Origin of the sequence: Mesorhizobium humile, assembly GCF_033977215.1 — a bacterium.
Taxonomy (GTDB): domain Bacteria; phylum Pseudomonadota; class Alphaproteobacteria; order Rhizobiales; family Rhizobiaceae; genus Mesorhizobium; species Mesorhizobium humile.
The window spans coordinates 29,675-43,845 of record NZ_JAVIIV010000028.1 but is presented as its reverse complement, the minus strand read 5'-3'; the positions used below and the strand labels follow the sequence as shown (position 1 = coordinate 43,845).

General features: G+C 64.9%; 17 protein-coding genes. 11 read left to right on the top strand and 6 right to left on the bottom strand.

Annotated features, from left to right (window positions below; all coding sequences use genetic code 11):
• Window positions 1–198: 198 nt before the first annotated feature.
• Together RFM52_RS29185 and RFM52_RS29180 are read right to left on the bottom strand one after the other, a co-directional pair.
• Window positions 199–405, bottom strand: coding sequence for a hypothetical protein (locus tag RFM52_RS29185; protein ID WP_320298424.1), 207 nt, complete (start codon window positions 403–405; stop codon window positions 199–201).
• Window positions 406–483: 78 nt separating this feature from the next.
• Window positions 484–759 carry a hypothetical protein gene (locus RFM52_RS29180; protein WP_320298423.1) on the bottom strand — a complete coding sequence of 92 codons (276 nt, stop codon included), beginning with the start codon at window positions 757–759 and terminating at the stop codon, window positions 484–486.
• Window positions 760–1,054: 295 nt separating this feature from the next.
• On the opposite strand from RFM52_RS29180, the gene RFM52_RS29175 reads away from it, so the two are divergent.
• The gene (locus RFM52_RS29175) at window positions 1,055–2,224 is read left to right on the top strand and encodes an aminotransferase-like domain-containing protein (RefSeq protein WP_320298449.1); all 1,170 of its coding nucleotides are present in this window, start codon (window positions 1,055–1,057) and stop codon (window positions 2,222–2,224) included.
• A 290-nt stretch (window positions 2,225–2,514) separates the two neighbouring features.
• Window positions 2,515–3,063: a YbhB/YbcL family Raf kinase inhibitor-like protein gene (locus RFM52_RS29170; RefSeq protein ID WP_320298422.1), complete on the top strand. Its 549-nt coding sequence runs from the start codon at window positions 2,515–2,517 to the stop codon at window positions 3,061–3,063.
• Window positions 3,064–3,263: 200 nt separating this feature from the next.
• Here the strand turns inward: RFM52_RS29170 and yghU are convergent, their stop codons facing one another.
• Window positions 3,264–4,133: a glutathione-dependent disulfide-bond oxidoreductase gene (gene yghU, locus RFM52_RS29165; protein WP_320298421.1), complete on the bottom strand. Its 870-nt coding sequence runs from the start codon at window positions 4,131–4,133 to the stop codon at window positions 3,264–3,266.
• A 205-nt stretch (window positions 4,134–4,338) separates the two neighbouring features.
• Here yghU and RFM52_RS29160 point away from each other — a divergent pair, with 205 nt between their 5' ends.
• Window positions 4,339–5,241, top strand: a complete 903-nt coding sequence (locus tag RFM52_RS29160) for a S1C family serine protease (protein WP_320298420.1) — start codon at window positions 4,339–4,341, stop codon at window positions 5,239–5,241.
• A gap of 13 nt (window positions 5,242–5,254) precedes the next feature.
• Window positions 5,255–6,208, top strand: a complete 954-nt coding sequence (locus tag RFM52_RS29155; RefSeq protein WP_320298419.1) for a LysR family transcriptional regulator — start codon at window positions 5,255–5,257, stop codon at window positions 6,206–6,208.
• On the opposite strand, the gene RFM52_RS29150 is transcribed toward RFM52_RS29155, so the two are convergent.
• Both RFM52_RS29150 and RFM52_RS29145 read right to left on the bottom strand, forming a co-directional pair.
• Complete coding sequence (locus RFM52_RS29150) at window positions 6,159–6,887, bottom strand: SDR family oxidoreductase (RefSeq protein WP_320298418.1); 729 nt, start codon at window positions 6,885–6,887, stop codon at window positions 6,159–6,161. The two genes, RFM52_RS29155 and RFM52_RS29150, sit on opposite strands and share 50 nt — an antisense overlap.
• 94 nt (window positions 6,888–6,981) lie before the next feature.
• Complete coding sequence (locus RFM52_RS29145) at window positions 6,982–7,326, bottom strand: VOC family protein (RefSeq protein ID WP_320298417.1); 345 nt, start codon at window positions 7,324–7,326, stop codon at window positions 6,982–6,984.
• A gap of 176 nt (window positions 7,327–7,502) precedes the next feature.
• Between RFM52_RS29145 and RFM52_RS29140 the strand changes: the two genes are divergently transcribed.
• Window positions 7,503–8,102: a YdeI/OmpD-associated family protein gene (locus RFM52_RS29140; RefSeq protein ID WP_320298416.1), complete on the top strand. Its 600-nt coding sequence runs from the start codon at window positions 7,503–7,505 to the stop codon at window positions 8,100–8,102.
• Window positions 8,103–8,267: 165 nt separating this feature from the next.
• Here the strand turns inward: RFM52_RS29140 and RFM52_RS29135 are convergent, their stop codons facing one another.
• Window positions 8,268–8,663 carry a hypothetical protein gene (locus tag RFM52_RS29135; protein ID WP_320298415.1) on the bottom strand — a complete coding sequence of 132 codons (396 nt, stop codon included), beginning with the start codon at window positions 8,661–8,663 and terminating at the stop codon, window positions 8,268–8,270.
• A gap of 300 nt (window positions 8,664–8,963) precedes the next feature.
• On the opposite strand from RFM52_RS29135, the gene RFM52_RS29130 reads away from it, so the two are divergent.
• The 6 genes from RFM52_RS29130 to RFM52_RS29105 all read left to right on the top strand — a co-directional run bounded on the left by RFM52_RS29130 (window position 8,964) and on the right by RFM52_RS29105 (window position 14,170).
• On the top strand, window positions 8,964–9,671 hold the full coding sequence (locus RFM52_RS29130; RefSeq protein ID WP_320298414.1) for an SDR family NAD(P)-dependent oxidoreductase: 708 nt from the start codon (window positions 8,964–8,966) through the stop codon (window positions 9,669–9,671).
• Window positions 9,672–9,703: 32 nt separating this feature from the next.
• Window positions 9,704–10,333 (top strand): NADPH-dependent F420 reductase, encoded by a 630-nt coding sequence (locus RFM52_RS29125; RefSeq protein WP_320298413.1) that lies wholly within the window; start codon window positions 9,704–9,706, stop codon window positions 10,331–10,333.
• Window positions 10,334–10,557: 224 nt separating this feature from the next.
• Entirely contained in the window at window positions 10,558–11,766 is a 1,209-nt protein-coding gene (locus tag RFM52_RS29120) for an ABC transporter substrate-binding protein (RefSeq protein ID WP_320298412.1), read from the top strand.
• Window positions 11,763–12,578 carry an ABC transporter ATP-binding protein gene (locus tag RFM52_RS29115; RefSeq protein ID WP_320298411.1) on the top strand — a complete coding sequence of 272 codons (816 nt, stop codon included), beginning with the start codon at window positions 11,763–11,765 and terminating at the stop codon, window positions 12,576–12,578. Before RFM52_RS29120 ends, RFM52_RS29115 begins: the two co-directional genes overlap by 4 nt.
• Window positions 12,571–13,275, top strand: coding sequence for an ABC transporter ATP-binding protein (locus RFM52_RS29110; protein ID WP_320298410.1), 705 nt, complete (start codon window positions 12,571–12,573; stop codon window positions 13,273–13,275). Before RFM52_RS29115 ends, RFM52_RS29110 begins: the two co-directional genes overlap by 8 nt.
• A 7-nt stretch (window positions 13,276–13,282) precedes the next feature.
• On the top strand, window positions 13,283–14,170 hold the full coding sequence (locus RFM52_RS29105) for a branched-chain amino acid ABC transporter permease (RefSeq protein WP_320298409.1): 888 nt from the start codon (window positions 13,283–13,285) through the stop codon (window positions 14,168–14,170).
• Window position 14,171: the final 1 nt, after the last annotated feature.

The following is a 14,171-nucleotide window of genomic DNA, read 5'->3' as shown; positions in this document are numbered from 1 at the left end:
GCCCGGCCGCTTGCGCAGCGCGGACTTGCCGGTTTTTCTGTGACATTTGACCTGGTCCGTGGACCGCCGGGAGAACATGGCCACGGCGGTCCAGCCGGAGCATGGCTTCGGCCTCCAATAATATGCGCTTTTTCTAATGTAACGACAATCCCGCCATGCGTCGTGCCGGGGCCTGTCGGCCGTCGAGAGCAGCTGGCGCTACCCCAGCCACCACCACAGCGCGCCGACCACCAGCGCGGCGGCCACGACGCAGCCCGCCAGCATGAGGTAGGAGCCGATGATCATCTCGCGGATGATCTTCTTGATGCTGGCGCGGTCGTTGAGGTTGGGGAAGGGCTCGTTGGGCAGCGCAACGCCGAGGGTTGCATCCGCTCGCGCTTTCGCGCAACGGGTTTCTATTCGCAATCGCTAAAATGTTTGAATCGACTGGCTGGCAGGGGTGGCGGTCCGCTCCCGGTCCGCCACCCACGGTTGGAAACCATTTCAGGCGTGGCCGGCCAGCGCGTTCAGCTTGGCGCAGAATTCGGCATGCGGCTTGCTCATCGCCGCGTCCTGGCATTCCTTCATCATCGACGCCTGGTGCTTCTTCGACATCTTGGCCCAGACCTTCTTCATGTCGGCATCCGACTTCATGGTCTTCATCGTCTTGTCAGTGAAGAAGGGAGCCATCATCTTTGGCTCGTCAAGGATGCCGGCGAATGCCGTGCCGGCGATGACCGACGCCGCCAGCAGGCTCAGAAATGCCGCCTTCGTTTTCATGGCCTTGTTCTCCCATCGTTGTAGCCCCACAGCAGGGCGCCTTCATCAGTAGCACCGACGGCAAATAAATTAGAGGATCCTAGTACTTATCCAAGGTCACGTTTCGGTGAGCGGGATGACCGATGGTGTCGGTCCGGCCGGGACCAGGTTGGCCTGTGCGCGTTTTCGCGGCTGGGCTATTCAACTCGGCCAAAAAACCTGATAATAGGTCAGTAAAGTTGACCTAAATGCTGATTTGCCGCTCGGGAGGCGCGCCTTGACCCTGTTGAACCTTCTGGCCTCGCGCTCCTCGCGCATGAAGGCCTCCGAAATCCGCGAGCTGTTGAAGCTGCTCGACCAGCCGGACATCATCTCCTTCGCTGGCGGCATTCCCGACCCGTCGCTGTTTCCGGCCGAAGCCATTGGCGATGCCTACCAGGCGGTGCTCGGCGGCAAGGAGGCGGGGGCCGCGCTGCAGTACCAGGTCAGTGAAGGTTTCCTGCCGCTGCGCAAATGGCTGGCCGCCCATATGGGCAAGCTCGGCGTTCAATGCGACGAGGGCAACATCTTCATCACCTCCGGCTCGCAGCAGGCGCTCGACTATCTCGGCAAGCTGTTCTTGTCTCCTGGCGACACGGCCTTGGTCACCTGGCCGACCTATCTCGGCGCGTTGCAGGCCTTCAACGCCTATGAGCCGCGCTATGACCGGCTGAACACCGCTGGCGGCAACATGACACCGGAGGCTTATCGCGCAGCCGCCGCCGCCAATGGCGGCAAGGTGAAGTTCGCCTATCTGGTGCCGGATTTCGCCAATCCGACCGGCAACACGCTTGACGCCAAGCAGCGCGAGGCGGTGCTCGATCTCGCCGGCGAGCTCGACATCGCAGTCATCGAGGACGCCGCCTACCGCGCGCTGCGCTATGACGGCGAAGGCGTGCCGCCGATCCTGGCACTCGACTGCGCCCGCTCCGGCGGCATCGACAAGGCGCGCACGCTCTATTGCGGCTCGTTCTCGAAGATCCTGTCGCCCGGCATGCGCGTTGGCTGGGTCTGCGCGCCTCATCATGTGGTGGAAAAGCTGGTGCTGATGAAGCAGGCGTCCGACCTGCACAGCCCGTCGATCAACCAGATGGTCATGCATCGCGTCGCCGAGACCATCTTCGATGCCCAGGTGGACAAGCTGATCGGCGCCTACCGCAAGCGCCGCGACGCGCTGCTTTCTGCGCTGGAGGCCAACATGCCCGACGGCATTTCCTGGAGTCGGCCCGACGGCGGCATGTTCGTCTGGCTGACGCTGCCGGAAGGCGCTGACGCCACCGAGCTCTTGGCGCGTTCGGTCAAGGAGGCGCGCGTTGCCTTCGTGCCGGGCAACGCCTTCTTCGCCGACGGCACCGGCCGCGACACGCTGCGCATGTCGTTCACGCTTGCCGACGACCGCGCTGTGAACGAAGGCGTGCCGAGACTGGCGAAGCTGCTGCGGGGCTGATCTCCTCGAGGAAGATCAGCAGCCTGCTGTCACCTCTAGCTCGCGCAGGCGTGATTGGTAGTGTGCAGCCGTGATTGTCCGCGCGGCCGATTCCTCGGCTAGTGTCGCGACCGATCCAACACCCCCTGGATCGACCCGACCCTGGGGTCGCACCTCCATGGTCCGAACGAAAGAGCCCCGACGGCCTCCACCGGCGGGGCTTTTTCGTTGTTCCTGGGAGCCGCTGCGCCGACTTGCCCTTTTTCGGGCCGCTTTTCCGCTACGCTAATGTTGTCCAGGGAGGATCACAGATGACGACCTTGCGTCTCGGCTTCACCATGCTTGCCCTTGTCGCCTTCGCGGGCCATGCGGCGGCCTTCGAGATCTCCAGCCCGTCCGTTTCGGACGGCAAATGGGATGCGAAATATCTCGGCGACAAGGCTGGCTGCGGCGGACAAAGCGTCTCGATCGCGCTTGCCTGGAAGGACCCGCCCGCCGGCACCAGGAGTTACGCGCTCACCATGTTCGACACCGACGCCAATGGCGGCAAGGGTTTCTGGCACTGGCTTGCCTGGAACATCCCTGCTAGCGCCAAGGGTTTGCGCGAGGGCGCCGGCGCGCAGGGCGGCAAGCGCATGCCCAAGGGGGCGGTGTCGGGCAAGGGCGGCGTCGGCCGCGCCGGCTATTTCGGCCCATGCCCGCCACCCGGCAGCGGCCAGCATCACTATGTCTTCACGCTGTATGCGCTGGGCGAAAAGACGCTGCGCACGCCGGACAATCCGTCGCCGGAGATGGTGTCGGTCGCGGCCAAGAGCCAGGCGCTGGGCGAGGCGAGCGTGACATATACTTACGGGAGATAGCTACAGTTGATCTCCGGGCGACCTTCGCCTTCGTCATCCTAGGGCGAAGCAAGGAGCGCAGCGACGCGCGCAGACCCTAGGATCCATGCCGTGACGCTAAGGCGTTGAAACGGTTAAGAATTCTGCTCCGTTGCGCCCTTCGGCGCACGTCACGGCATGGATCCTCGGGTCAAGCCCGAGGATGACGAGCGTCGGCGGGGCTACTCCGCCGCCTCCAGCTTGTCCTGCGTCTTCGTCTCAAAGTCGCTGGCGTCGTGACGCTCGCGCAGCTGGAAGGCCGGATCGCCGGACATGCGGTTGACCATGCGGCCGCGGCTTACCGCCGGCCTTGCGTCGATCGCGTCGGCCCAGCGCTGCACGTTCTTGTATTCATGCACCGAGAGGAACTGATGGGCGTCGTTGTAGCTGCGGCCCTTGGCGAGCCCGCCATACCATGGCCACACCGCCATGTCGGCGATCGTGTAGTCGGGGCCGGCAAGATATTCGCTTTCGGCCAGCCGCCGGTCGAGCACGTCCATCTGCCGCTTGGTCTCCATGGCAAAGCGGTCGATGGCGTATTCGATCTTTTCCGGCGCATAGGCATAGAAATGCCCGAAGCCGCCGCCGAGATAGGGCGCCGAGCCCATCTGCCAGAACAGCCACGAGAAGGTTTCCGCGCGCGCCGCGCGCTCGGTAGGCAGGAATTCGCCGAACTTTTCCGCGAGATAGGTGAGGATCGAGCCGGACTCGAACACCCGCACCGGCTTCGGCTCGCTGCGGTCCATCAGCGCCGGGATCTTCGAGTTCGGGTTGACCTTGACGAAGCCGCTACCGAACTGGTCGCCGTCTCCGATCTTGATCAGCCAGGCGTCATATTCCGCGCCCTTGTGGCCGAGCGCCAGAAGCTCCTCCAGCATGATCGTAACCTTCTGGCCATTGGGCGTGGCCAGCGAGTAGAGCTGCAGGGGGTGCTTGCCGACCGGCAGTTCCTTCTCATGCGTCGGGCCCGCAATCGGCCGGTTGATCGAGGCGAACGTGCCGCCACTCGGCTTGTTCCAGGTCCAGACTTTCGGCGGGATGTATTGGTCCATATTGGCGGCCTTGTGTTGCGCAAGTGGCGGGAAGTCTGCCACGGATGCCGATAGACTTAGGGGCGGTTCCGCGCGGGTCAAAGAAAAAAGTTCAACCTTCGTTGAACTAGCGCTTGTGCCAGTTCCCGAAAGGGGGAAATCCGCCCTTGCGTCGCGCTCCTTCGGCCATACTTATAGATAGAGACCCGCAATCCAGGATGGATCGATGACGATCGAGAAAATTTCGCGCTCCGTCGTTGCCGTGCGCGCCATGGTTCCGGACGACGCTTTCACCGCCAATGCGCTCGGCACGCGCCGCGAAGGCAGCGGCGTGGTGATCCGCGACAATGGCCTGGTGCTCACCATCGGCTATCTCATCACCGAGGCCGAGGAAGTGTGGCTGACCGACCAGGACGGCCGCGTGGTGGCGGCGCACGCGCTTGCCTACGACCAGGAAACCGGCTTCGGCCTTGTGCAGGCGCTGTCGCCGCTCAACCTCCCGGCTGTGCAGTTCGGTAACGCCAGAAAGGCCAATGTCGGCGATGCGGTGACGCTCGCCGACGGCATCGGCCAGCAGGTCGACGCCCACATCGTCACCAAGCAGGAATTCGCCGGCTATTGGGAATATCTGATCGACGAGGCGATCTTCATCACGCCCGCGCATCCGTCCTGGGGCGGGGCCGCGCTGTTCGATCGCGACGGCAAGCTGCTCGGCATCGGCTCGCTGCGTCTGCAGATGAGCCGCGCCGGCGAGGTGGCCGACATCAACATGGTCGTTCCCATCGATCTTCTGACGCCGATCCTCGACGATCTCATCAAACGCGGCCAGGCGGCCAAGGCGCCGCGTCCGTGGCTCGGCGCCTTCTCGGCCGAGTCGAACGGCATGGTGGTGGTGATGAGCGTGGCCGAAGGCGGTCCAGCGGCGAAGGCGGGGCTCCGCCAGGGCGACATCATCTCCGACGTGCGCGATGGCGAGGTCGACGGTCTGGCCGATTTCTACAGAAAACTCTGGCAGAACCCGGCCGGCGCGGAAATTCCGCTGCGCGTCGTGCGCGACGGCCGCGAGACCTGGCTGCGCGTCAAATCGGCCGACCGCAATTCCTTCCTGAAGAAGCCGCAGCTGCAGTAGCCCTGAAGCGCCGATGCATCCCAGGCTGCTGAAGACTTTTCTGGCGGTCGCGCGAACGCGCAACGTCACGCGCGCGGCGCAGGAGGTCAATCTCGCCCAGTCGAGCGTCAGCGACCAGATCCAGGCGCTGGAGACAGAGCTTGGCGCCAGCCTGTTCACCCGCTCGCGGCAGGGGCTCGCTCTGACGCCGGTGGGCGAGGCGCTGAAACCCTATGCCGAGGACTTGCTGGCGCTCGCCGACGACGCTCGCGCCGCCATCGATGCCACGAGGGCCGAGGCGGCCGGCAGCCTGGCGATCGGCGCGCTGGAAACGATCGCCTCGGCAAGACTTGCCGGCTGGCTCGCCGGTTTCCGCGCCGCGCATGCCGGCATCGACATCAAGCTTAAGGTGGCCGGCAGCGGCGAGTTGCTGCGCCGGCTGGGCGACGGCGAGGTCGACGTCGCCTTCTGCTTCGAGCGACCGCCCGAGCTTGAAGATGCCAGCGCGCCGGACCGGCGCCTGGCCAGGCGCGTGGTGGCGGTCGAGCCGCTTGCGCTGATCGCGCCGCCCGGCGACAACCGGGCGGACGTCGATCTGGCGGCGCTGGCCGAAAAGCATTTCGTCGCCACCGAGGCTGGCTGCGTCTACCGCGCCATGGTCGACAAGGCGTTCGCCGAGGCAGGTCTCGGCAAGCCCAGCCTCGCCGCCGAAGCCGGCAGCATCGACGCCATAGCCGGGCTTGTGGCGGCCGGCGCAGGCTTTGGCCTGGTGCCGCGTCTCGCGGTCGCCGCCGCGATCGATCGCGGCGAGGTCGCCGAGCTTGCCTGGCCCGGCCCGGTCCGCTCGGCTGACATCGTGATGATTTGGCGCCGCCGCCGCGTCCAGCCGCCGGCGCTGAAGGCGCTGCTCACCGCCATAGGAGAGGGCTTCGCCCCGGTCACACCAGCCGGTGCCCGCCCTCGACATGCAGCGTCTCCCCCGTCGTAAAGCCATTGCCGATCAGGAAACGGATCGCGTCGGCAATGTCGTCGGGCCTTCCGACCCGCCCCGCGGGCAACCGCTCCGCCATGGAGGACAGGGTCTCAGCCTTTCTGTCGCCGGCGACGAACTTCCAGATCGGCGTGTCGACCCAGCCTGGCGAGACGGCGTTGACGCGGATCGGCGCGAGCTCCACGGCCAGCGCCCTCACCAGCCCTTCCAGCGCCGCGTTGACGGCCGCGACCACCGAACCGCGCGCCGCCGGCCGATAGGCCGCGATACCAGAGACGAAGGTGAGCGAGCCGGTCGGCGGCAGCTTCGGCGCGCCGTGCTTGGCAAGCAGCAGCGGCCCATAGAACTTGCTTTCCAATACCCGCTGCGCGGCTGAAAGCTCGATCTCGGGCAACAGGCGGTACGCGCCTTCGATTGCGGCGGCTGTGCTGACGATATGATCGAGCGGCCCGATACGCTGAAACAACGCCGCAACCTCATCCTCGCGGCTGATATCGACCACCGCCGTTTCGAGCGTGGCAGGTCGGCTGAGCTCTTCCCGCGCCGCGTTCAGCTTCGCCTCGCCACGCCCGCCGATGATGACGCCGGCGCCCTCATCGAGACAGCGCCTGGCAAGTGCCAGCCCCATGCCCGAGCTGCCGCCGACGATCAGGATCTTTTGCTTGTCCATGTCCATGCCTTTCCTTTGCATGGACGGTCATGTGGCAGCCGGAAGCTCCAAGCGGAAACGGAAGAAACCGATAGGCCTATCGGGGACTCCGATGACACCCTCAGTTCCGCTTGGCGCTGGCGAAGACGACGAGGTTGTCGTCCGGATCGCGCATGCGCATGATGTAGAAATCCTTCGCGTCCTCGACTGGGCCGGGCTTGAGGCCTGCATCGGCCAGCCGCTTGCGTTCGGGCTCCAGCGGCAGGACGCCAATGGTCAGCGTGCTGGTGCCGGCTCTGTCCTTGTCTTCGAAGAGCTGCACTTCCGCGCTTTCGGTGAACTGCCATTCGACCAGCCCTGCCATTGGCCGGCGGGCAGGGGCCTTGCCGAACAGCTTCTCGTACCATCGCGTGCTGGCTTCGAGATTTGAACAACTGACATGGGCGAAGATTGTTTCGATACCCATCGAACTCATCCTCCGTTCGACTGCGATGAGGCAGGAACGCGGCGCCGAGCCGGCGCGTTCCGGCCGGACAGTACTTATCGGTCGCTTGTAGCCGTCTGCTGACAGGAGCTGGCAACAGTGGCGGCTACAAAACGCGAGGAATCGTCCAGACTGTCTGGAAGCAAAACGAGGTGACGATGGCCCCCATCAAAGTCGATCCAGCAAAAGTGCGCGAATTCCCCGATGCCGAAAGCTTCTATGCGTGGCTCTCCGACAACCACGCCGGCGAAAGCGAGGTCTGGATCAAGGTCCACAAGGTTGGTTCCGGTCTCGCCTCGATCACACCGAAGGAGGCGATCGACGTCGTGCTCTGCTTCGGCTGGATCGACGCGGTGCGCAAGTCGCTCGACGACAAGAGTTTCCTGCAGCGCTATACGCCGCGCGGCAGGAAAAGCATCTGGAGCAAGATCAACATCGACAATGTCGCGCGCCTGGTCGAGGCGGGCCGCATGACCGAGCACGGCCTGCGCGAGGTCGAGGCGGCCAAGGCCGACGGTCGCTGGGACCGCGCCTATGGCGGGTCGAGGCAGATGACGATCCCGCCCGACCTGCAGGCCGCGATCGATGCCGAACCGAAGGCAAAAGCGATGCTGGAAAAACTTTCGGCGCAGAACCGCTTCTCGCTCGCCTTCCGCACCCACAACATGAAGACCGAGGCTGGGCGCAAGAAGAAGATCGCCGATCTGGTGGCGATGCTGAAGCGCGGCGAGACGATCCACCCGCAGAAGAAGGCATGATCCCGAAAAGTGGTTGCCGGTTTTCGGAAAAGATCATGCCTCATTGACACCGCAAACAAAAACGCCGCCCGGAAGGGAGGGCGGCGTTTTCGGGAAGCGATGATCCTGAACCCTTTGCAAAGCGGTCCCGGATCATCCGGTCATGAAGTTCGAAAGCGTCAAGCCTTATGCGGCCTTCTTCGCAACATGCTTCTTCACATGGTGCTTGCGCACGTGGTGCTTCTTCACGTGATGCTTCTTGGCATGATGCTTCGCGTGCTTCTTCACGTGATGATGCTTGCGGGCATGATGACGGTGATGCTTGCGGTGATGCTTCTTGTGCGGGCTATTGCTGGCCGGCTTGGCGGCCTCGGTCGCTGCCGGCTTCGCGGCTTCGGTGGTCGCGGCCGGAGCAGTCGTTGTCGCTGCGGTCGTCGCGGCGGCGTTGGCTTCGGTGGTGCCGAGCGCCGGCACCGCGAAAGCGAGCGCGACGGCAAGGCCGAGTGCGGAAAGAATGGTCTTTTTCATAATCGGCATTCCTTGGTTGAGAACGATGTCTTCGTGTCGCGCGCCGCAAATCATCGGCTGCTCCGGTACCGCTTATGACAGCCCGACTTTTCGCGAGTTTTTCCCGACTGTTGAATCTTGTTTCTGGATCGTGTCTGGCGAGGCCCTCGCTCCTGGAATGGGCGCGGGTGGCCGCGTGGCGACCGGCGAAGGGCAGCGCGGTTACACCTCTGCCGCGGCGAGCGCGTTTCCAGCTCGTTCAGGATCGTCACTCATGAGCCATGCCGCATAATGATTGCAGACCCTTCACTCTAATCAAACAGCGCAATCGATGCGATCTTTCAGGCGGTACAAAGAACCGAAGGAGCAAGAGCAATGACCAGCCACACAAATCATTCCGGCAAGGTGGCGTTTGTCACCGGCGGCAACCGTGGCATCGGCCTGGAAACGGCGCGTCAGCTTGCGGAACTCGGATTCACCGTGCTGATCGGCGTGCGCGACCTTGCCAAGGGCGAGGTGGCGGCGAAGCGGCTTGGCGGCAAGGTCGAGGCCATCGCGCTGGATGTCGCCGCGCCCGAGGCTGCGGCCCGCGCCGCGGCCGAAGTCGAGCGCCGCTTCGGCTGGCTCGACATTTTGGTCAACAATGCCGCGATCCACTACGACCCTTCGGCGCAGGCGCTAAAACCCGACTGGACGATGATCCGCGAGGCCTTCGAGACCAATGTCTTCGGCGCCTGGCGCGTCGCGGCCGCCTTCGCGCCGCTGCTTGCCGCTTCTGGTCATGGCCGCCTGGTCAACGTCTCATCGGAGGGCGGCTCGCTCGCCTCGATGGGCGCCGGCGCGCCGGCCTATTCCACCAGCAAGGCGACACTGAACGCGCTGACCCGCATCCTGGCCGCGGAGCTGCGTGGCGCCGGCGTGCTGGTCAACTCGATCTGCCCCGGCTGGGTTGCCACCGACATGGGCGGCCCCGGCGGACGCCCGGTCGCGCAGGGAGCCGCCGGCATCGTCTGGGCCGCGACCTTGCCCGACGACGGCCCGACCGGCGGCTTTTTCCGCGATGGCAAGCGGCTGCCGTGGTGAGCGGCCGCTCAACGAATTCGAAGGAGGCGAACATGAAGATCGGAATCCTTGGCGCAGGCATGATCGGCGGCACCGTCGGTCGCCTTTGGGCGCAAGCCGGGCATGACGTGACCTTCGGCGTGCGTCATCCCGCGCGGCTGGCCTCGCTGATTGCCGGGCTTGGCGGCAAGGCCACCGCCGCCTCTGCGCTCGAAGCCGTGCATGGGGCGGATGCGGTTCTCGCCGCCATCCCGTTCCGCGCCTGGCCGGACATTGCCGGCGAAATCGGGGGCGAGCTCGGCGACAAGGTCCTGCTCGACGCCACGGTTCCCGATCCGCCGCGCGATGGCGCCTTCGGCGATGCCGCGCTCGCGCGGCCTGATGGCGTCGCCTTTGCCGTCGCGCCGCTGCTGCCACGCGCAAAACTGGTGCGCGCCTTCTCGACGGTGATGTGGACGACGCTGGGCAGCGAGGCGCATCGCGCCGGTGACCGCATCGGCATCCCGCTTGCCGGCGACGATGCCGAAGCGCTGGCGCTCGCGGAGCGTCTGGTGACAGACGCCGGCTTCGACCCGGTCGTCGTCGGTCCGCTGTCCGAAGCCAAGCGCTTCGATCCCGGCACCAAGGTCTTCGACAGCAACATGAGCGGCCGAGAGGTGGCGGCGCCGCTTGGCCTCGGTTGAGGCTGCCGGAAGATCACGCTGCCGTGACCTGCGCCATGCTACGAAAATAGCATTCCAGGCCCGTGAAATGTGATGCTAGGTTTCGCGCGGCCAGGGCTGCGGCGTGATCGGCAGAGGAGAGCGAGCGGGGCGCGAGCCCGGATTTTCCACGGATACCGGACGGAACTGTTGAACCATCACGAGGCAGCCGCGTTTCCGTGGTTGCCATATGGGAGGAACCACCAGTGAAAGCATCCTATCTCGTCTCGGCCGCGCTGCTTGCGGCATCTGCAATGCCGGCGGCGGCCGGCGAAGTTTCCGACGGCAAGGTCAAGATCGGCATCCTCAACGACCAGTCGGGCGTCTATGCCGATTTCGGCGGCAAATGGTCGGTCGAAGCCGCCAAGATGGCGGTCGAGGATTTCGGCGGCAAGGTGCAGGACGCGCCGATCGAGATCGTCAGCGCCGACCACCAGAACAAGGCCGATATCGCCTCCAACATCGCCCGCCAGTGGTATGACACCGAGCAGGTCGACGCGATCATGGAGCTCACGACGTCCTCCGTGGCCTTGGCCGTCCAGGGCATTTCCAAGGAAAAGAAGAAGATCGACATCGTCACCGGCGCGGCCTCCACCGACCTCACCGGCAAGCAGTGCTCGCCCTACGGCTTCCACTGGGCCTATGACACGCACTCGCAGGCCGTCGGCACCGGCGGCGAGCTGGTCAAGCAGGGAGGCGACAGCTGGTATTTCATCACCGTCGACTATGCTTTCGGCTATTCGCTGAAGGACCAGACCGCCAAGCTCGTCGAATCCAGCGGCGGCAAGGTGCTGGGCGAGGTGCGCTATCCGCTCGGCTCCACCGACTATTCCTCCTTCCTGCTCCAGGCGCAGTCCTCCGGCGCCAAGATCGTCGGGCTTGCCAATGCCGGCCTCGACACGTCCAATTCGATCAAGCAGGCGGCCGAATTCGGCATCGTCGCGGGCGGCCAGCGGCTGGCGGCACTTCTCTTCACGCTCGCCGAAGTGCATGGGCTGGGCCTCCAGGCGGCGCAGGGCGTGGTGCTGACCGAAGGCTTCTACTGGGACCGTGACGACAAGAGCCGCGAATTCGCCCAGCGCTTCTTCAAGCGCACCAACCGCATGCCGAACATGATCCAGGCCGGCACCTATTCGGCGGTGACGCAGTATCTCAAGGCCATCGACAAGGCCGGCACCGACGAGACCGAGGCGGTCGCCAAGGAGCTGCATGAAATGCCGGTCAACGACGTCTTCACCGCCAACGGCAAGGTGCAGGCCGACGGCTCGATGGTGCACGACATGTATCTCTATCAGGTCAAGAAGCCGGAAGAGTCGAAGAAGGACTGGGACTACTACACCTATCTGGCGACCATTCCGGGCGACAAGGCCTTCATGAAGGCCGAAGACAGCGGCTGCCCGCTCGTCACCAAGTGACGCTCGACACCGCCACCGCTGTCCGGCCGGACAGCGCCGATGAGACGCCGCGGGTGGTGCTTTCCGCCCGCGGTTTGAGGCGCGACTTCGCCGGCTTCGTCGCGGTGAAGGATGTCGACCTCGACATCCATCACGCCAAGATCCATGCGCTGATCGGCCCGAACGGCGCCGGCAAGACGACCATCTTCAACCTGTTGACCAAATTCCTGCAGCCGACCAGCGGCAGGATCGAACTGCTCGGCACCGACATCACCCGCACGCCGCCGGCGAAAGTGGCGCGCATGGGCCTCGTCCGTTCCTTCCAGATCTCGGCGATCTTTCCGCATCTTTCCGTGCTCGACAATGTGCGCGTGGCGCTGCAGCGCCCGGCCGGGCTCGGCTACCAGTTCTGGCGCCCGGTCGCCGCGCTTGACCAGTTGACGCCAAGGGCGCGCGAGCTGCTCGCCATCGTCGGGCTGGACGACGCGGCGCATCGGCTCGCCGGCGATCTCTCCTATGGCAGGAAGCGTGTGCTGGAGATCGCGACCACGCTGGCGCTCGACCCGAAGGTGCTTCTGCTCGACGAGCCGATGGCCGGCATGGGGCATGAGGATGTCGGTATGATCTCCGGCATCATCCGCTCGCTGGCCAAGGACCGCGCCGTGCTGATGGTCGAGCACAACCTCACCGTGGTTGCCGACCTCTGCGACTGGATCACCGTCATGCAGCGCGGCCAGGTGCTGGCCGCCGGCGACTACGCCACCGTCAGCCAGGACGAGCGCGTGAGGGTCGCCTACATGGGCACCGAGCATGGGGGGACCGAGCATGAGTGAGCCGCTGCTTACCGTGCGCGACCTCCATGCCTGGTACGGCGAAGGCCATGCACTGCACGGCGTCGATTTCGATGTCATGCGCGGCGAGACCGTCACGCTGCTTGGCCGCAACGGCGTCGGCAAGACGACGACGCTGCGCGCCATCATGGGGCTGATCCGCAAGCGTACCGGCTCCGTTACCTTCAACGGCAAGGACCTGATCCGCCTGCCGCTGCACCGCGTCGCGCATCAGGGCATCGGCTTCGTGCCGGAGGAGCGCGGCATCTTCGCGACCCTCACCGTCGACGAGAACCTGATCCTGCCGCCGGTGGTCGCCAAGGGCGGCATGAGCGTCGAGGAGATCTTCGAGCTCTTCCCCAATCTGAAGGAGCGCCGCAACAGCCAGGGGACAAAACTGTCCGGCGGCGAGCAGCAGATGCTGGCCATCGCCCGCATCTTGAGGACCGGCGTCGAGATGCTTTTGCTCGACGAGCCGACCGAGGGCCTGGCGCCGGTCATCGTGCAGCGCATCGGGGAATTATTGGCGACGCTGAAGAAGCGCGGCATGACCATCCTGCTGGTCGAGCAGAATTTCCGCTTCGCCGCCCGCATCGCCGACCGCTTCTACCTGATGGACCACGGCAGGGTGGTGGAAGGTTTCCCGGTGGGCGAGCTTGCGGCACACACCGAGAAATTGCACGAGGTGCTGGGGGTATGATCGCGCCATGACCATGATCTTCGGCATCCCCATCCAGGCGCTTCTCGGCCAGCTCCTCGTCGGCCTCATCAACGGCTCCTTCTACGCCATGCTAAGCCTTGGGCTGGCCGTCATCTTCGGCCTCCTGCGCATCATCAATTTCGCCCATGGCGCGCTCTACATGCTGGGCGCCTTCATCGGCTATCTGCTGCTGGTGCATCTCGGTATCGGCTACTGGCCGGCGCTGATCCTGGTGCCGCTTATCGTCGGCCTGTTCGGCATGGCGGTGGAGCGCGTGGCGCTGTCGCGGCTCTACCGCCTCGACCCGCTTTACGGCCTGCTCTTCACCTTCGGCCTCGCCTTGGTGATCGAAGGCGTGTTCCGCTATTATTACGGCGTCTCCGGCAATCCCTATGCCGTGCCTTCGCTGCTTGCCGGCGGCACCAATCTCGGCTTCATGTTCCTGCCCAATTATCGCGGCTGGGTGGTGGTCGCTTCGCTGATCGTGTGCATCGGCACCTGGCTTTTGATCGAGAAGACCAGGCTCGGCTCATACCTGCGCGCCGCCACCGAGAACCCTGAACTGGTTCAGGCCTTCGGCGTCAACGTGCCGCTGCTCTTGACGCTCACCTACGGGCTGGGCGCGGCCCTTGCGGGGCTCGCCGGCATTCTTGCCGCTCCGGTCTACCAGGTCAGTCCGCTGATGGGCTCGGACCTGATCATTGTCGTCTTCGCCGTCGTCGTGGTCGGCGGCATGGGATCGATCCTCGGCGCCATCGTCACAGGCTATATGCTCGGCCTCGCCGAGGGGCTGACCAAGGTTTTCTATCCCGAAGCGTCGAACCTCGTCGTCTTCGTCATCATGGTGATCGTATTGCTGCTCAGGCCCGCCGGCCTGTTCGGAAGGGACGCCTGAG